This window comes from Bifidobacterium castoris (assembly GCF_003952025.1).
Taxonomy (GTDB): domain Bacteria; phylum Actinomycetota; class Actinomycetes; order Actinomycetales; family Bifidobacteriaceae; genus Bifidobacterium; species Bifidobacterium castoris.
On sequence record NZ_QXGI01000001.1, the window covers coordinates 99,822 to 120,755 of the forward strand.

The window sequence follows — 20,934 nt, forward strand, 5'->3', positions numbered from 1 at the left end:
CGCCGGCGCGGCGCGTGCGCCAAATCATCGGCGGGTCGTGGGCCGACGGTTGCGACGGCGGCGCAATGCACGCGCGGACGAGGGGCGTTCAGCCCTGCTGCTCGGCCTGCGTGCCGACGACGCCCGCCTTGTGGGTGCCATCGACGAGCTGGGCGAACAGTTCGATGTTGCGCGCGTCGTCGAGCAGCACCGATGAGCCGACGCCGTCGACGTAGTAGCCGGGGTCTGTCCAGTACACGGTGCCGGTGATGCCGCCGGCGCCCGACGCGTCGCGGAAGGCGAGCAGCATGCGCGCCATCGTCGCCGGCGTCGCCTTCTCGTCGACGGTGATCGCCGCCATCGCCGCGTCGCCGACGCGTGTGAGCTTCGGCAGGTCGAGCAGCGTCGAGGGGGAGGCGGCCTTCTTCGCGATCGCGCCGATGACCTGGCGCTGGCGTTGGGCGCGTCCGAAGTCGCCCTGGGGGTCGGAGTAGCGCATGCGGGAGAAGGCGAGCGCCTGCTTGCCGTCGACGACGTGGCAGCCGGCGGTCCAATGCATCTCGGACTTCTCGTCGTCCACGTCCTGGTCGTAGCACAGTTCGACGCCGCCGAGCGCGTCGACGATCGTCGTCAGCCCCCCGAAGTTGATCTTCGCGACGTGGTCGATCTTCTGGCCGGTGATATCCTCGACCTTCGCGACGAGCGACTTCCTGCCGTACAGGCCGAGCACGGCGTTGATCTTGCTCAGCTCGCCGTCGACCTCGACGAGCGAGTCGCGCGGGATCGAGATCAGCGAGGCCGGACCGTTCTTCGGCTTGGTGAGCACGAGGATCGTGTCGGTGCGTTCGCCGGTCGTGCCGTCCTGGCCGGTCGTGCCGTCGCGCTCGTCAGAGCCGAGGATGAGCCATGAGGTCGCGGGGCCCGAGGGGGAATCGGTGAGCCAGTCGGCGCGGCGAAGGCCGGAGTCGACCCAGTGCCATGCGCTCAAGCCGGCGATCAGGACGGCGGCGAGCAGCGCTGCGAGGACCGCCGTGACGATCCTGCGCGCGCGGTGCGGCCGCCGGCCTCGCGCAGGGCGCACCGCGGCGGCCGTGTTCGCCGCGCGCGCCTCGGTGCGCCCTGCGGTCCCGCCCCGGTGTGTGGGCGTGGGTGCGGCCGCCGGGGCGCGGTGTTCCGATGCGGCGCGCCGGGCCGTCGTGCGCGGCGGGATCGAGGCGGGCCGCGTCCCCTCCGCCGCCGTCTCGGGGGCGGAGGAGCGGGTGCGGGGCGCGAAGCTCGGGGGCGGTGTGGACCGCGTCGTGTCCCGCACCGCCGGGCGCGCGTCGGCCTGTCGGCGCGAGGCTCCGTCCACGTCGCGCCTGGGGCGTGGGCCGGGCGCGAAGCTCGGCGGTGTCGTCGGATCGTCGGTGTTGCTCATCGTTCCTCCACAGGGCGCGTCCCGCCCTCATCGTGCCGCGGGCCGTCCGGCGCCGCGGATCTCGCGCTCATGCGCTCTTCGCGGGCACCGAGCAGATGGTCGTGTTGAGGTACTGGTAGGCGATGCCGATGTACTGCCCGGTCTCGGTGTCGCGGATCGAACCGGTCTCGGGGTCGACGACGCCGTTCGTGTTCGGGTCGATGAGCGTGCCGTCCTCTTGCCTGATCAGGCCGGTCTTCGGGTCGACGGTCGGCTGCGGCTTCGCCGAGGGCGTCTGCGTGGGCGTCTGGGTGGACGCCGCGCCGTCCGTGTCGGAGGGGGTCGGCTGCGGCGTCGCCGCCGCGTCGCCGGCGTCGTGGTCGTCGCCGCCGTCCGCATCGGCGGCCGTGGCGTCGTCGTCGCCGTACAGCGGACGGTCGTCGCGCAGCCGGTCCCAGACCTCGGCGGCGCTGTCGGCCCACACGACGCGGTTGGGGTCGAAGGGGGCGGGCACGACGGGGACGGTCTGCGCGTACACGTGCGAGACGTCGAGGTGGCGCAGGCTGAACGCGAGCGCGACGAGCGCGTTCGTGTCGGCCATGCCCGAGCTGATGTTGAGCGAGCGGATCGCCGCGAGCGCGAGCTGGTAGAGTTCGCTCGTCTGCGTGAACATGTTCTTCGATATCGCCTCGGCGATCACCGATTTGATGAGGTACTGCTGGCGCGTCGTGCGCATGATGTCGCTGCCGTCGGTGCCGGTGCCGTGGCGCATGCGCGCGTAGTTCGTCGCCTGGCGTCCGTCGAGGTGGTGCATGCCCTTCCTCAGGTCCATCTCGGTGTTCGCGTCGACGGTGTCGACCGGGATGCACACGTCGACGCCGCCGATCGCGTCGATCATGTCGGCCAGGCCCTTGAAGTCGACGACGACGAAGTTCGTGATGTGCATGCCGGTGAGCGCGTTGACGGCCGTCACCGTGCAGCTCGCCGCCGTCGACAGGTCGCCGCCCTCGCGGTAGGCGGTGGAGAACACCGAATTGAACATGACGCCGTACTGGGCGGGGATCTCCTTGCCGCCGCTCGTGCGGCAGTCGGGCACATCGACGATCGAGTCGCGCGGGATCGAGACGATGTTGATGAAGTTGCGGTCGGCGCTGATGTCGACGACCATCGTCGTGTCGGCGTTGTGCAGGTTGTCCTCGCCGTCGTGCATGCCGCCGGAGAGCTCGGCGTTGCCCTCGTCGCGCGTGTCCTGGCCGATGAGGACGAACTTGATCGGGCGCCCCTCGTTGGGGTCGAGCTTCTCCTCGTCGGCGAAGACGGTCTTGACGGCGCCGTCCTGGACGGCGTTGTTGAGGCTGATCCAGGTGGACGCCACGGCGGTGGACGCGAACACGAGCGCGGCGACGACGACGCACGCGACGACGACGCACGCCCGATGGCGGATGCGCCATGCCACGGCGCTGTGCCGCGGCCTTTCGCTGCGGGAGCTGCCCAGATGCGCTTCACGTGTCTTCTTCGCGGTATGAGAGGCCAACGGTCCACCTTTCGTGCGTCGTTCCCCGTCGCGGGGCCCCTGCGCGTGCGCGGCCCCGAGCCGCCGACGCGCGATCGTATGCGATTATAGGGCATGACGGTGAGAAAACCGTGGCCGAAGCCACGAGGCGCCCGCGCACGCCGCGGCGGCGGATAGACCCTTCTGCGTACACTGGGACGCATGACACTCTCGGGCAACAGTGAGATCCAGCGCATCATCGGCGCCGCCCTGGCGACGCGTCCGTATTCGCACAGCCAGCGGGCCGAGGCGAACGTGACGGCCGTCATCACCGTCGAGGACGACCTGCGCTACCTGCCCCGCACCCTGCGCGCCGTGCTCTCCCAGAGCGTGCTGCCGTCCACGATCGTCGTCGCCGACTGCTCGGGGCGCACCGTGCAGTCCGTGCAGACGAGCTTCGAGATCATCCCGACGAAGGAGGATGTGCTCGAGGCGGTGCCCGAGCCGCAGCGCATCTCGATCCAGATCGTGCGCGTCGCCCAGGCCCGCTCCTTCGCCGACGCCGTCACGAAGGTGCTGCGCAACGCACAGGTGGACACGTCGACGAAGACGCTGTGGCTGCTGCACGACGAATCCCGGCCCGCCGACGAACACTGCCTCGAACGGCTCCTCGACGCGTGGTCGAACTCGCCGACGGCCGCGCTGCTGGGCGCCAAGCAGCTCGACTGGGAGGGGCGCGCCCTGCACGACGTCGGCTGCTACGCGGCGCGCGGACGCGTCGTCTCGCTCGTCGTCGACGGCGAACCCGACCAGGAGCAGTACGACGGGCGGCGCGACGTCTTCTCCGTCTCGCTCGCCGGCGCCCTCGTGCCCGTCAACACGCTCGCCGCCGTGCACGGCGCCAACCCCTGGTTCGGCACCTTCGACGAATCCGAGGACCTGTGCCGGCGCCTGTGCCTGTCCGGCCGACGCGTCGTCGTCGTGCCCGAGGCGCGCATCGCCCACCGGCGCGCGCGCTACGACGGCGTGCGCACGCGCGACGGCGCGGCGATCGAACCCGACGCCGCCGTCGATTCGTCGATGGCGCAGCTCATCGGCGCGCAGAAATACGCGATGACCGACGTGGCCGCCCCCTGGTGGCCGCTGCTGTGGGTCCTGGGATTGTTCGCCGCGCTCGCCGGCGCCGTCAGGCTGCTGTTCCGCAAACGCCCCTACCGGGCGATATGCCGCCTCCTCATGCCATGGGCCGCGCTCGCCGCCGTCCCCGGCGCGCTCGCCGCACGCCACCGCGTCGCAGCCGCGGGTCATGTGCCGCGCGCCCAGATCGCGCCGCTGATCGCCGACCGCCGCCAGATCCGCCAATGGAGGGCGCGCTCACGCGCCTTCGACGACCAGAACCGCAACGTCATCCTCGACCCGCTCGCCCTCGTCCACCTGCGCCGCAGACGCATCCGCCGCTGGGCCTGGGCGCTCGCCGCCGCACTGCTCGCCTTCGCCGCGACGGCCACCATGTACTGGCCGATCCTGCGCCATGCGTTCTCCGGCGACTCGATGCTCTCGACGCAGCTGACGCCGACCGACGCCGGCTTCCGCCAGCTCGTCGACGCCGCCACGACGCCATGGGTCTACGGCGTCGGCACCGGCATCCCCGCGCCGCCCTCGCCGTGGCTGCTCGTGCTCATGGCCGCATCCGTGCTCACCGCCGGCCACGTCGCGGCCGCGCTCGCCCTCATCTTCTTCCTGTCCGCGCCCGCGAGCGTCCTGTCGTTCTGGGCTCTCGCCGGCGTCGTCACCCGCTCCAACCCGATCCGCGTCGCCTCCTCGCTGTGCTGGTACGCCTTGGCGCTCGCCTTCGGGCTGTACGGCACGGCGAACCTGCCGATGCTCACCGTCATGACGTTCCTGCCGGCCGCGCTCGCGCTGTCGTTCAAGGCCGTCGGCCTGTACCGCACCGAGGACCCCGTCAACCCGCGCTCGTCGGTGCAGGCCGCCGCGGCCGCCGCGCTGCTGTTCGTCCCGGCCGTCGCCGCCGAGCCGCAGCTGCTGCTCGCGCTCATCGTCATCTTCGTCGCGTTCCTCGTCTTCGTGCGCCGCCACCGGCTCATGCTGCTGCTCATCCCGCTGCCCTGCGCCTTCGCGCTCGCGCCGACGCTCGTCAACGCGGTGCGCTACGCCGGAGACGGCATGTGGCGCCAGCTGTTCGGCGACGTCATGATCCCGGTGCAGCCCGTCAACGGCGCGCCGGAGGCGATCGGGCTGACGACGATGGTGTGGCGCGCATTCGGCCTGGGGCAGGCGCCGTCATGGTCGGCGATGCTCTCCGGCGACGACCTGATGCGCACACTGGTCGTGCTGTGCTGCGCCGTGTGCGCCGTCATCGCGCTGCTCACGCTGCTGCGTCCCGGCATGCTGCGCCCGTGCCGCATCCTGTGGACGGTGATCCTGTGCGGCCTCATGCTCGCCGTCACGTCCGCCGTCGTCGTCATCGCCGTCATGCCGTACGGCGCGGCCGCCGGATCGGTGATGCCGGGCGTCGCGCTCGCCGCATGCGGCATACTCGCCTGCGTGGCGATGGCCGCCGGGCCGGGCGTCACGCCCTTCCACCGCCTCATGCACGAGCACGAGCGCCGCCTTGGCGCCTCCACGCTCATGCAGGGCGCCGTCGCGCTGTTCCTGACGGCGATGACGGCCGTATGCCTGCTGTTCGGCGTCCAGACCGCCGAGGCCGGCGGCGTGGACGTCACCGGCACCGGGCTGCCGATGGTCGCCCGGGACTATCTGGCGCAGGAACCCGACCGGCGCGTGCTCGCCCTGGCGGCCACGGGCGCCGACACCGTCGCCTACACGGCGATGCGCACCGGCCGCGGCGACCTGATCGACGCCTCCGCCGCCTGGCGCGTCAGCCGCGCCTTCGGCCACGAGGGCGGCACCGACGACGAACAACTCGCCCGCATCGCCGCCCGACTGCTCGCCGGCAGCGACAACGACGCCGTGCGCCAGCTGTCCGACCTCGGCTTCGGCGGCATCTACGTCGTCACCGACGACGGCCGCGACCTGAGCGCGCGCGCCGGCGAGCAGCTTCAGGCGAACGTGACCGCGTCGCAGGGCACGCAGGAGGTCGTCGGCAACGCGCAGGGCACGTACTACCGTCTCACGCTCGACGCCACGACGTCCCAGCGCATCGATACGGCGGACCAGCGGCGCATGGAGACGAGCCCGTGGCGCACGGCGTGGCTGTGGTGCCTCTCGCTCGTCGTCGCGCTCTACGTCATCGTCGCGATACCGCGCAGCCATGGCATCAGCAAGGAGGAACAGCAATGAGAGAGGAACCGAACCGTCTCGACGACTTCGCGCACAGGACGCGCGCCGTCGCGACCACGGCCGTCACGGGCGTCGCCGTCATCGCGCTGTTCGCCGCGCTGACGGTCGTGCCGCCGCGTTCCGGCGCGCACGACACGCCGGCCGTCGCCGACGCGACGACATCCGAGCAGGCCAGCGCCCGGCAGACGCTGAGCTACTGCCCGGCCGCGATGACGATCGCCGACACGGCGTCCTACGGCGACGAGGAGTTCCGCACATCGACCGGCGACCTCGCCTCGGCCCGCCGCTACGCGGCCTTCGGATCGGTGTTCCACGCCCAGGTCGACCGGCTCGGCGCCGACGGCTCGTCCGACGGGCTCGTCCTCGAAGGCGCACGCGACGCGGAGGGATCCGACGTCTTCATCGCCGGTCAGGACAAGGCCGCCGACGCCGCGATCCTCGACACGCGGCTGCTGTCCGCGGCCGACGGCACCGGATCGACCGGCGCCGTCGCCTCATGGGCGACGACAGGCGACATCCCCGGCATCGCCGCCGCGTCCTGCGTGACGCCGGCCCTGGTCCAACGCTTCCTCGTTCCGAGCACGACGACCGGCAACACGCAGCAGCTCGTCGTCGTCAACCCCTCCGACAAACCCACCAGCGTCGACATCGCGATATGGGGGACGGAACACGGCAGGATCACGCCGGCCACATCGTCCGTCCTCACCGTCGGCGCCGACGGGAGCGCCGACATGCTGCTCAACGCCGCCGCCCCCGACGAGCAGGGCCTCTACGTGAGCGTGACCAGCCGCGACGCGGCCGTCGGCGCCATCGTCCGCTCCGTCGCGATCGACGGACTGACGCCGCACGGCAACGACTACGTGGCGCCGCTCGACGCGGCCGCCACTACGCAGACGATCATGCTGCCCGACGGCGATGCCACGACGACGCTGAGCGCGTACGCGGACAAGGACGCCACGATCACGCTGTCCTGGATGAGCGACCACGGCCTGGTCGACATCGGCCGTCTCGACGCGCACGCCGGCAAGGTCACGCTCAAGGAACTCAAGGACCGGCCCAAGGACGCCCACGCGATCCTCGCGCAAAGCGACACCCCATGCACGCTCGCCGCCCAAAGCACGGTCGAAGGCGCCGACGGCCAACGCGACTACGCCGTCATCGGCGCGCACGCCGCATACGCGCAGTCCGCGCTCGCGCTGCCGAACGGCACGGACGCGACGATCGCACTCGCCAACATGGGCGAGAAGGGCGCGACGATCACCTTCACCGGCTACGACGGGAAGGGCGAGCAAAGCGGAACCAAACGCGTCAAGGTCGACGCCGACTCGTCGACGACCCTCGACGCCGCCGACCTGGGCGGCGTCGTCGCCGCGATCCGCGTCGACGACGCCGACGCGACGATCGTCTGGGGAGCGTTCCCGACGAACGCGACGCTGCGCGACGCGAAGACCGCGGCGCTCGCCTACGTGCCGGCGACGAGCCTCGACGTGCCGCGGCAGCTCGTGCACGCGTTCAACGATCCGGGCATCGTGCGCTGAGACGCGCCGTCACAGTCCGAAGTCGGGGTCGATCTCATCGGGGCGACGCCCGTACAGTTCGGCGATCGACTCGACGATCTCGTCACGGATCGTCAGCTGCAGGTCGGTGCGGTTCGCCGCATGCGTCTGGATCGGCAGCCGGTACAGCACGATGCGCGCGGGACTGCCATGCTCGGCGGGGAAGGCCTGCGAGAACAGACGCGGCTCATGCTCCCACGGCGCCGGCGACGACGGCGGCACGTCCTCTACCGCGAACTGCAGCGGGCGCACGAGATCCGGCCACGCGGCCGACAGACGACGGATCTGCGCGACGACGAGATCGTCGAAGAGGCCGGCGCGCGTGCGATAGCGCGGCAGACGCGTGCCGAACATCGGCGTGCGCATCCCGCGGCCATGACGGTTGCGATACACTGCGGCGTTCCAAGGAGGCTGGGTCATGGCCTCCACTGTAGCCGACCGCATCCCGCGCCGGCGCCGCCCATCGCGCAGACACGGTAGGATACGTAGGATACAAGGACCGCCAGCAACAAAACGGGGAAGTGGTGAACGATGAACGAACCCAACATCGCCAACAGCACCGAAGTGGACGTCGACGCGCTGTGTCGGCGCATGCGCGTCGCCGCGTTCGACCTCGACGGCACGCTCGCACGCTCGAAGAAGCCCATGCACGACGACATCGCCCGGGCCCTGAGCGAATTGACGACGCTGATCCCGGTCGCCATCGTCTCCGGCGGCGTCATGCCGCTCATCGAAAGCCAGGTCACCGACATGCTCACCCCCGACGCCGACCGCGCCAACCTGCACCTCATGCCCACGACCGGCACGCGCTACTACCGCTGGGACGGCGCCGAATGGTCCAAGGTCTACGAACGCGACCTGTCCGCGGCCGACCGCCGAGCCGCCGTCGCATCCCTCGAACGCCGCGCACGCGAACAAGGCATCTGGACCGACGACAGCTGGGGCCCGATCATCGAGGACCGCGGCAGCCAGATCACCTACTCCGCGCTCGGCCAGCAGGCGCCCGTCGACGCCAAGGAACGCTGGGACCCCGACAACGCCAAGAAGAACCGGCTCGCCGAAGCCGTCCAACATGACCTGCCCAACCTCAAAGTACGCTCCGGAGGCTCCACCAGCGTCGACATCTCCGCACGCGACATCGACAAGGCCTACGCCGTGCGCGAACTCGCCCACGCCACCGGAGTCGACGTCGGATCGATCGCCTTCATCGGCGACCGCATGGACCCCGACGGCAACGACTACCCGGCCGCGGCGGCCGGCACGATCGCCATCCGCGTCACCGGCCCCGAAGCCACCCTCCGGCTCATCGACGCCATCAACGCGCGACTGCGCCGATAACGACGGGGAGCGACACCATGACCGCGCGGCAAACAGGCACCGACGCGCTCGCGGCGGCATGGCGACAGCTGCGCGACATCCTACTGCCACGCGGCTGCGCCGGATGCGAACGACCCGACGCCGTCCTGTGCGACGAGTGCGCACAGGCCCTGCACCGGCCCACCGCCTTCCCGCTGCCGCTCTCATACGCCGGCCACGGCATCGCCTGCGGCAGTTACCACGGCGCCGCCAGACGCGCCATCCTCTCATGGAAGGACCACGGCGACGCCGAAGCCGACGCGCCCCTCGCCGCCGCGCTCACCGACCTCTTCGACGACATAGGACGACGCCTCATCCAAACCCTCGACCCCGCGCCGACCGGAATCGGCATCGTGCCCGCACCCTCATCGCCTCACTCCATCCGGCACCGCGGACGGCGCCATCTTGACCCGCTCGCCGCCGCGCTCGCCGCGCACTGCCGTGACCTCGGCATGCCCGACACGCAGGTGCTGCCGATGCTGCAGGTGCGCGCCGTACGGGGCAAATCGGTGCAGACGCGCGGCGCCCGTGACCGCATGCGCCGCATCCACGGCCACATCACCATTGACGACGCCATACGGCCCCCGGACCCGACGACGCCTCTCATCCTGCTTGACGACATCGTCACGACCGGGGCGACGATCGGCGTGTGCGCCGCCGCGCTCGCCGGCGCCGGACACAGCGTGCTCACGGCTTTCGCGCTCGCCCACACGCCGCCGAAGGACGCCGTGCGCGGCGACGGCGCGGCCGGCGACACGGGTAGGCCGGGGACGGGGGAGCGACGCCGGTGAGCAACGGCGTCGGCTATGGGCGGATGCATCCGACGCATGCATCGTCACGACGGGGCTGATTCACTGGCCGGCATAGGCGGCCTCGTCGTCCCTTCCCGGCCCCGCCTCCTGCCGCGCCTGCGGCTCGGGGGGCCTCACCGGCAACGTGATCTCGAAGTCGACGCCGCGGGGGTCGTCGACGACCTGGACGGTGCCGCCGTGCAGCTTCGCCGCCCACCGCGCGATCGACAGGCCGAGGCCGGTGCCACCGGACTCGGTGCCGGGGCCGGACGTCCCCTTGACGAAACGGCGGAAGATGTCGTCGCGCACCTCCTTGGGGATGTCCGAGCCGAAGTTGACGACGTTGATGATCACCGTGTCGCCGCGTTCGCCGGCGTGCGCCTCGATGAGCACGGCCGTGTCGTCGCGAGAATGTTTGAGCGCGTTCGCGATGATGTTCGTCAGCAGCTGGCGCAGCCGCGCCTCGTCGCCTTCGACGACGAGGTCGTCGGGGATGCGCTGCTCGATCGTGTGCCCATGGCCGGCGTCGGCGTATTCGAGCGGGCCGACGGTCTCGTCGATGAGCTCGGCGACGTTGAGGCGTTCGAGCTCGAGGCTCGAGGCGCCGGCCTCGACACGCGACATGTCCAGCAGGAAGGAGATGAGGTCGGACAGGCGATGCGTCTGCTTGAGGATGTTCTCCATGTTCGCCGGGGTGGGTTCGACGACGCCGTCGGCCATGTTCTCGACCATCGCCTGCAGCGCCGAGACCGGCGTGCGCAGCTCATGGCTCACGTTCGCGATCATGTCGCGGCGCATCTGGTCGGCGTGCTCGAGCTCCTCGGCCATCACATTGAAGGATCTGGCGAGCTGGCCGATCTCGTCGTTCGTGCTCTTGCGCAGGCGCACGCGCGCGGAGTAGTCTCCCTGGGCCATCGATTCGGCGACGTCGCGCATCTGCCGAAGCGGGCGTGTGAAGCTGCGCGACGTGCAGTACATGAAGATCAGCGTGATGGTGATCGTCAGCGGCATCGCCATCCAACCGTTGATGCCGATGATGTCGAGCATCCATGCGATGAGGAAGGCGAGGACGGTCGTGATCGCGATCAGCACGCTCAGTTCGGCACGCAGGGATGAGAACAAGCGGGGGCGCTTGCCGTCCTTCGCGGACCGCGCGCGCCCCATCGATGTTGTGGGTTTTTCGTGCTTCATCACTGTTGCGGAGGTTCGAATGCGTAGCCCACGCCGTGCACGGTCCGGATCGTCGCGGCGCCGAGCTTGTGCCGCAGCGCCTTGACATGTGAGTCGACGGTCCGCGTGCCGGAGGCGTCCACCCAGTCCCACACCTCCTCGAGCAGCTGCTCGCGCGTGAGCACCGACTTCGGCTTGCGCGCGAGCGTCGTCAGCAGATCGAACTCGGTCGGCGTCAGATGCACGGTCTCGCCGTCGAGCGTCACGCGGCGTGTCGCCGGGTCGATGACGAGCGAGCCGAAGTCGAGGATCTTCTCATGCTCCGATTTGCTCGCGATGACCTTCGCGCGCTCGACCCGGCGCAGCAGCGCCTTGACGCGGGCGACGAGCTCGCGCATCGAGAACGGCTTGGTCATGTAGTCGTCGGCGCCGGCGCCGAGCCCGATGATGACGTCGGACTCGTCGTCGCGCGCCGTGAGCATGAGCACCGGCACCGGACGCTGCGCGACGATGTGCTTCGTCGCCTCGATGCCGTCCATGCCCGGAAGCATGACGTCCATGACGACCAGATCGGGACGCAGCTGGGCGGCCGCCTTCACGGCGCTGATGCCGTCCGAAGCGATGCGGACCCTCCAGCCTTCGGCGGTGAGTCGTTGCGCGATGGCGGTGGCGAGCGTCGGCTCGTCCTCCACGACGAGAATCGTGTAGGCAGACGGCATCTGTGCGTGTGCGACCATAATCACCAGTCCTTGGTCTTGTCGGTTCAGTTGTTCTCAGGGACGAGGAACACGACGCCGAGCGCCGGCACCGTGATGCGCGTCGACCATTCACGCGAATGGTACGCGCCGGCGTTCGCCTCGATGTCCGTGTTGTGGATGTCCGAGCCGCCGTACTTCTTGTCGTCGGTCGTCAGGACCTCCTTCCAGCGGCCGCCGAGGGGCAGCGCGACCTGATAGTCGGCCCACGCGGTGCCCGAGAAGTTGACGACGACGACCATGCGTTCGCCATGGGCGCCGATGCGTTCGAAGCTCAGCGTGTTGTGGTCGGCGTCGTCGCTCGTCAGCCATTGGAAGCCGTCGGGCGTGAAGTCCTGGCTCCACAGCGCCGGCGAATCCTTGTACAGCTTGTTGAGGTCGGCGACGAGCGCCTGCACGCCGCTGTGGTCCGGCCAGTTGAGGCAGTCCCAGTCGAGCTGGCTGTTGTAGTCCCATTCGCCGTACTGCGCGAGTTCGTTGCCCATGAAGGTCAGGTTCTTGCCCGGATGAGCCCACTGGTAGGCGAACAGCGAGCGGACGCCCGCGTAACGCTGCCAGTCGTCGCCCGGCATCTTGCCGAACAGCGAGCCCTTGCCGTAGACGACCTCGTCATGGCTGATCGGCAGCACGTAATGCTCCGAATACGCGTAGACCATCGAGAACGTGATCTCGTTGTGGTGCCACTTGCGGTTGATCGGCTGCTCGTGCAGGTACTCGAGCGTGTCGTGCATCCAGCCCATGTTCCACTTGAGGCCGTAGCCGAGGCCTCCCTGGTCGGTCGGCGCCGTGACGCCCGGATACGCGGTCGACTCCTCGGCGATCATCATGATGCCCGGGTTGTTCTTGTACGCCGTGGCGTTCGCCTCCTTGATGAAGTCGATCGCCTCGAGGTTCTCGCGGCCGCCGAACTTGTTCGGATGCCACTGGCCCGGCTCGCGGCTGTAGTCGAGGTAGAGCATCGAGGAGACCGCGTCGACGCGCAGGCCGTCCATATGGTATTCGTCGAGCCAGAAGCATGCGTCGGCGACGAGGAAGTTGCGCACCTCGCGACGGCCGAAGTTGAAGATGTAGGTTCCCCAGTCCGGATGCTCGCCGCGCGTCGGGTCGGGATCCTCGTACAGCGGCGTGCCGTCGAAGCGGCCCAGCGCGAACGCGTCCTTCGGGAAATGCGCCGGGACCCAGTCCATGATGACGCCGATGCCGGCCTCATGGAGGCGTTCGACGAGGTACTTGAAGTCGTCCGGACCGCCGAGGCGCGAATCCACGGCGTAGTAGCCGGTGACCTGATAGCCCCACGAACCGGCGAAGGGATACTCCTCGAGCGGCATGAACTCCACATGCGTGAATCCGAGCTTCTGGACGTAGGGCACGAGCTTGTCTGCCAGCTCGCGGTAGTCGTGCACGTCCTTGCGCCAGCTGTTGGCGTGCACCTCGTAGATGCTCACCGGACCCTGATGGGGATCGGACTCGGCGCGCCGCTTCATCCAGCCGCCATCATGCCATTCGTGCGTGGACTCGACGACGATCGAACCGGTGCGCGGCGGCACCTCGTGCGAGCGCTCCATCGGGTCGGCCTTCATCTCCCAGTTGTTGTAGGCGTTGAGGATGTGGAACTTGTAGATCTCGCCGGCCTCGACGTCTGGGACGAAGAGCTCCCAGACGCCCGATGAGCCGAGCTCTCGCATCGCATGGCACGTGCCGTCCCAGCCGTTGAAGTCGCCGACGACCTGCACGGCGTGCGCGTTCGGCGCCCATACGGTGAACGCGGTTCCGACGACGCGCTCGCCCTTCGTGCCGTCGTTGCCGCCGAGCGGGTCGTCGTAGCGGCGCACGTGGGCGCCCATGGCCTCCCACAGGCGTTCGTGGCGTCCCTCGCCGAACAGGTAGAGGTCCATGTCGCCGATCGTCGGCAGATAGCGGTAGGGGTCGTTCTCGACGACGGTTGTGCCGTCGGCGCGCACGGTGCGGATGCGGTAGTCGGGGACGCCGCGGCCGTCCTTCGTCTTCACGGCCGGCACGAGCGCGACGAAGACGCCGTTGTGCTCGTGCTTCATCGCGTATTCGCCGTCGGCGGTGACGATCGTGACGGACCGCGCGCCGGGGCGCAGCACGCGGATCGTGCAGGTGTCGGGGAACTCGGCGGCGCCCAGATGGGCGCCGAGGATCTCGTGGGGGTTGTAGAACGCGCCCTTGCTGACCTCGTCCAGCTGATCGCCGTTGACGGGGACGAGGGCTTTCTCATTGAATGTGAAGTTTGTCATGTATCCGAGAATACGCATGTTTTCCCGGCGGCACGAGCGGATTCGCGGTTTTCTCTATCTTTTTTTCCAATCTTCCACCAAGTCCACGCAAAATGACATAATTGCATGCGTTTCTGATTTTTCTCACGGAGGATTCATGGGCTACAAGGTCGGCGATATGGTCGTGTACCCGCGTCACGGCGCGGCGAAGATCGAGGCCATTACCGAACGGACTGTTAAGGGCGTGACGCGTGAGTATCTCAAGCTTTCGGTGCTTTCCTCCGATGACCTTGAGATCTTCGTGCCCGTCGACAACGTGAAGAAGGTCGGCGTGCGCGACATCGTGGACGGCGACGAGGTGGCGAAGGTGTTCGCGATCCTGCGCACCCCGATCATCGAAAAGGAGATGAACTGGTCGCGCCGGTACAAGCTCAACGTTGAGAAGATCTCGACCGGCGACGTCAACAAGATCGCCGAGGTCGTGCGCGACCTGGCGCAACGCGACGTCGACGAGCACGGCCTGTCCGCCGGCGAGAAGCGCATGCTGACGAAGGCGCGCAGCATCCTGACTTCGGAGATCGCGCTGTCGGAGAAGATCGAGGAGGGGGAGGCTCAGCGCCTGCTCGACGTCAACCTCGGCTACAGCGAGCCGCGGCCCGGCGACGACGGGCACCACACGCAGGCCCCCGATGAGCCGGCCTCCGATACGCTCGCGCGCATCGAGTCCGAGAACAAGAAGCCGAAGAAGAAGTGACGCCCGACCTGCGCTGCGGACTGGGCTTCGACGCGCATCGGTTCTCCGCCGACGCCGACCGGCCGCTGTTCCTCGCGACGCTGCGCTGGGACGGCGCCGGCGTCGAAGGGGACTCGGACGGCGACGTGGCGGTGCATGCGCTCATCGACGCGCTGCTCGCCGCGGCGGGTCTGGGCGACATCGGCGCGTTGTTCGGCGTGGGCGCCAAATCCCGGGGGGCCGGCATGCGCGGCGGCGCGATGCTCGCGGACACGGTGCGGCATCTGCAAGCGAACGGCTGCTTCCCGCGAAGCGCGTCGGTGGCGCTCATCGGCAACCGGCCGAAGATAGGTCCGCGCCGGGACGAGGCAGCGGCGGCGATGTCGGCGATCTGCGGATGCCCGGTCGCGCTGACGGCGACGACGACGGACGGCATGGGGTTCACCGGCCGGGGCGAAGGCGTCGCCGCCATCGCGACGGCGCTCGTGGATGTCGGCGACATGGCGTGAAAAGTCCCATCCCGATATGATGAAGGCCGTCCCTGCGAAAGACGATCGGAGGGACGGCCTTGCGTATGCCTGGCGTCGTGTTCCCGGCGCCGTGAGGACGTTCATCCACGGCGCCGCAGCGCCTCGACGCCTTTGGCGACGCCCCAGAACAGCGTCGACAGCGTCACGATGACGAAGCTCGGGGGAGCGGGGAACATCGCCGCGAGGACGAGCCCGCCCCAGATCGAGACGAGGCACAACGCCGTCGAGACGACGATCGCGCGCAACGGAGTCGTCGTCACCACGGTGGCGGTCGCCGCGGGGGTGACGACAAGCGCGAAGATCAGCAACGTGCCGACGGCGGGGACGGCGATCGTGATGACGCCGGCGAGGACCGCCATGAACAGCGCGTTCATGACGCCGATCGGCACGCCCTTGGCCTGGGCGACCTGCTCGTCGAGCGAACTGAACAGCAACGGACGGTAGACGATCGCCATCGCGACGAGCAGCACGGCGTCGAAGACCGCGAAGCCGATGATCTGGTCGTCGCTGATCGTCAGGATCGAGCCGAAGAGGATCGACTGCAGCTGCTGGGACGCCGAACTCGACATGCGCGCGAAGAACAGGCCCAGGCCGGTCGCGAAGGCGAGGACGGTGCCGGTGGCGATCTCACGCTCCGAGGCGCGTTTGCCGAGCGCGGCGATGACGAGCGCGCCGGCGAGCGCGAAGCCGCCGAGCCCGACGGCGACCGGCAGTCCGAGCAGCACGGCGCCGGTGGCGCCCGGCAGGCCGATGTGAGCGATCGCGTGCGCGGCGAAGGTCGAATGCCGCGCGATGGTGAAATAGCTGACGATGCCGGCCGCCAAGGCGATGCACAGACCGGCGAGGAAGGCGTTGACCATGAACGGCGTCGTCAGCGTCGTCGTCCAGGCGGGATCGAAGGTGAAGGTTGTCATCGCGTCGCTCCTTGGGCCTGCGACGGGCCCGGCCGGGCGTGCCCGTGATGATGGAAGCGCGCCACCTCGGCGGCGTCGTGCATGTCGCATCCGCCGGGTTCGGCCATGTTCGGCGTGACGAACATGTCGCCCTGCGGCGTCGTCACGACCTGCACCTTCGTGCCGTACAGGTGGGTGAGCAGCTGTGAGTCGAGCACGTCGTTGAGCCGTGCGTAATGCGGATGGCCGTCGAGCAGGTAGACGGCGCCGGTGAGGATCGGCAGCAGCATGTTGAGGTCGTGGGCGACGATCTGGATCGACATGCCGAGTTCGGCGTTGAGTCTGGACAGGATCTGCACCGTCGTGCGCTGGCTCGCCAGATCGAGGTTGGCGAGCGGCTCATCGAGCATGAGCAGCTCGGGGTCGCTCACGAGCGCCTGCGCGATCGCGACGCGCTGGCGCAGGCCCCCGGACAGCTCCGAAAGCCGCAGCTTCGCCTTGTCGGCGATGCCGATGAACTCCATCGCCTCGTGCGCCTTCGCGCGCTGGCGGCGTGTCACCGGATGGAACCCGAAGCGCGTGCCGGTCAGCCCCAGCAGCACGGACTGCTCTGCGGTGAGGCTCGAATCGATGTCGTTCGTGTAGCTCTGCGGCACGTAGCCGATGCGCGCGTTGCTCGCGCCGGGGGCGGAGCCGAGCACCCGCATCGTGCCGTGGGAGAGCGGTATCAGTCCGAGTTCCGCCTTCATCAGCGTCGTCTTGCCGGCGCCGTTGGTGCCGACGATCGCCGTGACGGTGCCCCGCGGGATCGTGAAGGTGCCGTGGCTCCAGATCGTGGTCCCGCCGCGTTTGACGGCGATGTCGTGGCATTCGACGCTCGGACCCTCGCGCGCCGGCGCGTCAGACTGTTGCATTGCGGCTCCTTTCCGCCGATGGGACGCGATCAGTATCGCAACCGCTATTGACAATGATTCTCAATAACGGTGGTGCCGCGCCGCCGCGCTCAGTCGTCCCCCTCGTTGACGGCGCGGTCCTGTTCGGTGTTGCCGGCGTTCGCGGAGTCCCCGGATTCGTCGGTCGGGCAGTCCTTCTCCGGGGCCCGGCACGTGTCCATGTCCTGCTCGACGGTGTCGAACAGCGCCTCGATCCAGGCCGTGAGGTCGGCGTAGTCAGGCGGCATCTGCTCGGTGACGTCGAGCACCGGCGTCTTCGCCTTGCGCGCGATGTCGACGAAGCCCTGCGTCGTCTCGTTCTCCTCCTGCGGGTTGTTGACGAGCAGCCGCACGCCGTCGTCGCCGAGCAGCTCGCGCATGTCGCGCACGTCGGCCGCGGTCGGTTCCGACTCGGACGCCGTCGCGCGCGCGTAGCCGGACGGTGTCTTGTCCTCGAATCCCATGTCGTTCATCAGGTAATAGGCGACCGATTCGGTAGCCGCGTAGGTGAGGTCGTCATGTTCCTTGCCGAAGGCCTCGATGCGCTTCTCGAGCGCGTCCTCCTTCTTCTTCCACGCCGCGAGGTTGGCGTCGAAGGACTCCGCGTCCTTCGCGCGCAGCCTGGCGAAGGCGTCCTTGAGCGCGTCGGCCATCGCGTAGCGTGCGTCGCGGGAGAACCACAGATGAGGGTTGTCGCCGTCCATCGCGCCGACGATGTCGGCGGCGGACACGAGCGTCGCCGTCGACGGCAGGTTCTTGCTCGCCCATGCGTCGTAACCGGCGCCGTTGACGATGACGACGTCGGCGTCGTGCAGCGTCTTGATGTCCTTGGCGGTGGGCTCGAAGTCGTGGGCGTCCGCCGTCGTCGACGACAGGATCGACGTGACCTTCGCGTCGCCGCCGCCGATCTGCGCGGCGAGCGAGCCCCACTGGTTGAGCGAGGAGACGACGGTGATCGGTCCGCTCGAGGCCGTGTCGGAGGCGGATGGGGAGGCGCCGTCGGCGCCGATGCGGTCGCAGCCTGCGAGCGTGGCCGCGAGCGCGAGCGCGGCGACGGCCGCGACCGCCGCCCGCAGACGATGTGACGAGGTTCGTATGCCCATGAGCAGTGGCTCCTTTGCGTAAGACCGGGGTCGCGGCACGCGTGCGGCCGCATCCCCCGGCGCGCGTTGGCGCGCCGGTATCGTACGATACGGCAAGGCACATCGTCCCACGGCAACGAAGGGGGTTTCCTCATGGCAATGATACTCGACGGCAAGGCGGTCGCCGCCCAGGTGAAGGAGGATTTGGCACAGCGCGTACGAGCGTTGCGTGCACGCGGCGTCACGCCCGGTCTCGGCACCGTGCTCGTCGGCGACGACCCCGGTTCGCTCAAATACGTCGCCGGCAAGCACCGCGACTGCCAGGAGGTGGGCATCGCGTCGATCCGCCGCGAACTGCCCGCGGAGGCGAGCCAGGAGGAGCTGCTCGACGTCATCACCGAGCTCAACGCCGATCCGGCGTGCACCGGCTACATCGTGCAGCTGCCGCTTCCCGAGGGCATCGACCAGAACGCCGTCATCGACGCGATCGACCCGGCGAAGGACGCCGACGGCATGCATCCGTACAACCTCGGCGAGCTCGTGCTGCATACGCGCGGCGCGCTGACGACGCCGCTGCCGTGCACGCCGAACGGCGTGCTCACGCTGCTGCGGCACTACGGCATCGACCTCGACGGCCGCCAGGTGTGCGTGCTCGGACGCGGCATCACGATCGGCAGGACGATCGGGCTCATGCTCACGCGCGCCGACGTGAACGCGACGGTCACGCTGTGCCACACGGGGACGAAGGACGTCGCCGCACACCTGCGCGAGGCCGACGTCGTCATCGCGGCCGTCGGGCGCGCCGGATTCGTGCGTCCGGAGGACGTCAAGCCGGGCGCTGTGCTCGTCGACGTCGGCGTCTCGCGGCTGCCCGACGCCGAGGGGCGCCTGCGCGTCCACGGCGACGTGGACCACGGCTGCTACGCGGCCGCCGGCGCCTACACGCCCAATCCGGGCGGCGTCGGTCCGATGACGCGCGCGATGCTGCTGCGCAACGTCGTCGAGATGGCCGAGCGCGCGGTCGGCGTCGGCTCCGCGGAATAACGGAACGGCGCCGGCTGTTGGGGAAGGCGGAGGGAGACGACACGCCCGAAATGCTGCATGTGGTTTTGGGCATGGCTCACGATAGTCTTGTCCAATGGCCGCACGCGCGCGTGAGCGCCGCAGCTGATAACTGAAGAACGATATTATCCATCCACTATTTTGTAAGAACCACATTAATGGCAGAAAACAATAAGGAAGTCGAAAAGGTCGCCATCAACGATATCGGCACCGTCGATGACTTCATCAAGGCAGTCGATTCCACCATCAAGAACTTCGACGATGGTGATCTGGTTGAGGGCACGGTCGTCAAGGTCGACCACGACGAGGTCCTCCTGGACATCGGCTACAAGACCGAGGGTGTGATCCCCTCCCGCGAGCTTTCCATCAAGAAGGACGTCGATCCGGATGAGGTCGTCAAGGTCGGCGACACCATCGAGGCCCTTGTCGTCACCAAGGAGGACAAGGAAGGACGTCTGATCCTGTCGAAGAAGCGTGCGCAGTACGAGCGCGCTTGGGGCGACATCGAGAAGATCAAGGAAGACGACGGCGTCGTCGAGGGCACCGTCATCGAAGCCGTCAAGGGCGGCCTCATCGTGGACATCGGTCTGCGTGGCTTCCTGCCGGCGTCGCTCGTCGAGATGCGCCGCGTGCGCGACCTCTCGCCGTACATCGGCCAGAAGATCAAGGCGAAGATCCTCGAGCTCGACAAGAACCGCAACAACGTGGTCCTGTCGCGCCGCCAGTACCTCGAGGAGACCCAGTCCGAAGTGCGCGAGACCTTCCTCTCGCAGCTCAAGAAGGGCCAGATCCGCGAAGGCGTCGTCTCGTCGATCGTCAACTTCGGCGCGTTCGTCGACCTCGGCGGCGTCGACGGCCTCATCCACGTCTCCGAGCTCTCCTGGAAGCACATCGACCACCCGTCCGAGGTCGTCAAGGTCGGCGACAAGGTCACCGTCGAGGTGCTCGACGTCGATCTCGACCGCGAGCGCATCTCGCTGTCGCTCAAGGCGACGCAGGAGGATCCGTGGCAGCGCTTCGCCCGCACCCACGTGCCGGGCCAGATCGTGCGCGGCAAGGTCACGAAGATCGTCCAGTTCGGCGTCTTCATCTCCGTCGAGGACGGCATCGAGGGCCTCGTGCACATCTCGGAGCTCGCGAACCGCCACGTCGAGAACCCGGAGACCGTCGTCAAGCCGGGCGAGGAGGTCTTCGTCAAGGTCATCGACGTCGATCTCGACCGTCGTCGCATCTCGCTGTCGCTCAAGCAGGCCAACGACTCCGTCGACCCGGCCTCCGAGGACTTCGACCCGGCGCTCTACGGCATGCCGGCCGAGTACGACGAGGAGGGCAACTACAAGTATCCGGAAGGCTTCGACCCGAACACCAACGAGTGGATCGCCGGATACGAGAAGCAGCGCGAGGAATGGGAATCCCAGTACGCCGCCGCCCACGACCTGTGGGAGCAGCACAAGGAGTTCGTCGCCAAGGAGCTCGAGAACGCCGAGGCGTCCGCCGCCGAGGACGGCCAGAACGCGCCGAAGGAAGAGAAGGTCGAGGAGATCTCGAACTACTCCTCCGATTCCGAGTCTAACGGCACCCTCGCCGATTCCGATCAGCTCGCCGCCCTGCGTGAGCAGCTGCTGAACGAGAAGAAGTGAGCCGCT

Annotated in this window: 17 protein-coding genes; 8 read left to right on the forward strand and 9 right to left on the reverse strand. The window is 68.7% G+C overall.

All coding sequences use genetic code 11. The features are described from left to right. Positions 1-88: 88 nt before the first annotated feature. Together D2E22_RS00420 and D2E22_RS00425 are read right to left on the reverse strand one after the other, a co-directional pair. Positions 89-1,396, reverse strand: a complete 1,308-nt coding sequence (locus D2E22_RS00420) for an LCP family protein (RefSeq protein WP_126031166.1) — start codon at positions 1,394-1,396, stop codon at positions 89-91. Between the two features lie 67 nt (positions 1,397-1,463). Further along, positions 1,464-2,909, reverse strand: coding sequence for an LCP family protein (locus tag D2E22_RS00425; protein ID WP_126031167.1), 1,446 nt, complete (start codon positions 2,907-2,909; stop codon positions 1,464-1,466). A gap of 180 nt (positions 2,910-3,089) precedes the next feature. Between D2E22_RS00425 and D2E22_RS00430 the strand changes: the two genes are divergently transcribed. After that, a complete protein-coding gene (locus tag D2E22_RS00430) occupies positions 3,090-6,188 on the forward strand; it encodes a glycosyltransferase family 2 protein (protein ID WP_126031168.1) in 3,099 nt (1,032 codons plus the stop codon). Then, positions 6,185-7,726 (forward strand): DUF5719 family protein, encoded by a 1,542-nt coding sequence (locus D2E22_RS00435; RefSeq protein ID WP_126031169.1) that lies wholly within the window; start codon positions 6,185-6,187, stop codon positions 7,724-7,726. The genes D2E22_RS00430 and D2E22_RS00435 overlap by 4 nt, the downstream gene beginning before the upstream one ends. Positions 7,727-7,735: 9 nt before the next feature. Here the strand turns inward: D2E22_RS00435 and D2E22_RS00440 are convergent, their stop codons facing one another. Continuing rightward, positions 7,736-8,164 carry a metallopeptidase family protein gene (locus tag D2E22_RS00440; RefSeq protein ID WP_126031170.1) on the reverse strand — a complete coding sequence of 143 codons (429 nt, stop codon included), beginning with the start codon at positions 8,162-8,164 and terminating at the stop codon, positions 7,736-7,738. A 111-nt stretch (positions 8,165-8,275) separates the two neighbouring features. On the opposite strand from D2E22_RS00440, the gene D2E22_RS00445 reads away from it, so the two are divergent. Next, the gene (locus D2E22_RS00445) at positions 8,276-9,082 is read left to right on the forward strand and encodes an HAD-IIB family hydrolase (protein WP_241218097.1); all 807 of its coding nucleotides are present in this window, start codon (positions 8,276-8,278) and stop codon (positions 9,080-9,082) included. A gap of 17 nt (positions 9,083-9,099) precedes the next feature. Continuing rightward, positions 9,100-9,891 carry a ComF family protein gene (locus D2E22_RS00450; RefSeq protein ID WP_206431314.1) on the forward strand — a complete coding sequence of 264 codons (792 nt, stop codon included), beginning with the start codon at positions 9,100-9,102 and terminating at the stop codon, positions 9,889-9,891. A gap of 60 nt (positions 9,892-9,951) precedes the next feature. On the opposite strand, the gene D2E22_RS00455 is transcribed toward D2E22_RS00450, so the two are convergent. The 3 genes from D2E22_RS00455 to glgB are packed head-to-tail and all read right to left on the reverse strand — an operon-like array spanning position 9,952 to position 14,077. Next, entirely contained in the window at positions 9,952-11,082 is a 1,131-nt protein-coding gene (locus tag D2E22_RS00455; protein ID WP_164518379.1) for a sensor histidine kinase, read from the reverse strand. Then, on the reverse strand, positions 11,082-11,798 hold the full coding sequence (locus D2E22_RS00460) for a response regulator transcription factor (protein WP_126031171.1): 717 nt from the start codon (positions 11,796-11,798) through the stop codon (positions 11,082-11,084). Before D2E22_RS00460 ends, D2E22_RS00455 begins: the two co-directional genes overlap by 1 nt. Before the next feature lie 26 nt (positions 11,799-11,824). Further along, positions 11,825-14,077 carry a 1,4-alpha-glucan branching protein GlgB gene (gene glgB / locus D2E22_RS00465; RefSeq protein ID WP_126031172.1) on the reverse strand — a complete coding sequence of 751 codons (2,253 nt, stop codon included), beginning with the start codon at positions 14,075-14,077 and terminating at the stop codon, positions 11,825-11,827. 136 nt (positions 14,078-14,213) lie between these two features. Between glgB and D2E22_RS00470 the strand changes: the two genes are divergently transcribed. Together D2E22_RS00470 and D2E22_RS00475 are read left to right on the forward strand one after the other, a co-directional pair. Beyond that, positions 14,214-14,810, forward strand: a complete 597-nt coding sequence (locus D2E22_RS00470) for a CarD family transcriptional regulator (protein ID WP_126031173.1) — start codon at positions 14,214-14,216, stop codon at positions 14,808-14,810. Continuing rightward, a complete protein-coding gene (locus D2E22_RS00475) occupies positions 14,807-15,298 on the forward strand; it encodes a 2-C-methyl-D-erythritol 2,4-cyclodiphosphate synthase (RefSeq protein WP_241218098.1) in 492 nt (163 codons plus the stop codon). Before D2E22_RS00470 ends, D2E22_RS00475 begins: the two co-directional genes overlap by 4 nt. 101 nt (positions 15,299-15,399) lie before the next feature. Here D2E22_RS00475 and D2E22_RS00480 read toward each other — a convergent pair whose 3' ends face one another. The 3 genes from D2E22_RS00480 to D2E22_RS00490 form a co-directional block, all read right to left on the reverse strand. Next, positions 15,400-16,233: a metal ABC transporter permease gene (locus D2E22_RS00480; protein ID WP_126031174.1), complete on the reverse strand. Its 834-nt coding sequence runs from the start codon at positions 16,231-16,233 to the stop codon at positions 15,400-15,402. Next, positions 16,230-17,126, reverse strand: coding sequence for a metal ABC transporter ATP-binding protein (locus D2E22_RS00485; protein ID WP_126031175.1), 897 nt, complete (start codon positions 17,124-17,126; stop codon positions 16,230-16,232). The genes D2E22_RS00480 and D2E22_RS00485 overlap by 4 nt, the downstream gene beginning before the upstream one ends. A gap of 89 nt (positions 17,127-17,215) precedes the next feature. Beyond that, positions 17,216-18,247 carry a metal ABC transporter solute-binding protein, Zn/Mn family gene (locus D2E22_RS00490; protein WP_126031176.1) on the reverse strand — a complete coding sequence of 344 codons (1,032 nt, stop codon included), beginning with the start codon at positions 18,245-18,247 and terminating at the stop codon, positions 17,216-17,218. A 132-nt stretch (positions 18,248-18,379) separates the two neighbouring features. Here D2E22_RS00490 and D2E22_RS00495 point away from each other — a divergent pair, with 132 nt between their 5' ends. Continuing rightward, complete coding sequence (locus D2E22_RS00495; RefSeq protein ID WP_126031177.1) at positions 18,380-19,270, forward strand: bifunctional methylenetetrahydrofolate dehydrogenase/methenyltetrahydrofolate cyclohydrolase; 891 nt, start codon at positions 18,380-18,382, stop codon at positions 19,268-19,270. Between the two features lie 176 nt (positions 19,271-19,446). Then, complete coding sequence (rpsA, locus tag D2E22_RS00500) at positions 19,447-20,928, forward strand: 30S ribosomal protein S1 (RefSeq protein WP_024541270.1); 1,482 nt, start codon at positions 19,447-19,449, stop codon at positions 20,926-20,928. The last annotated feature ends 6 nt before the right edge of the window (positions 20,929-20,934 follow it).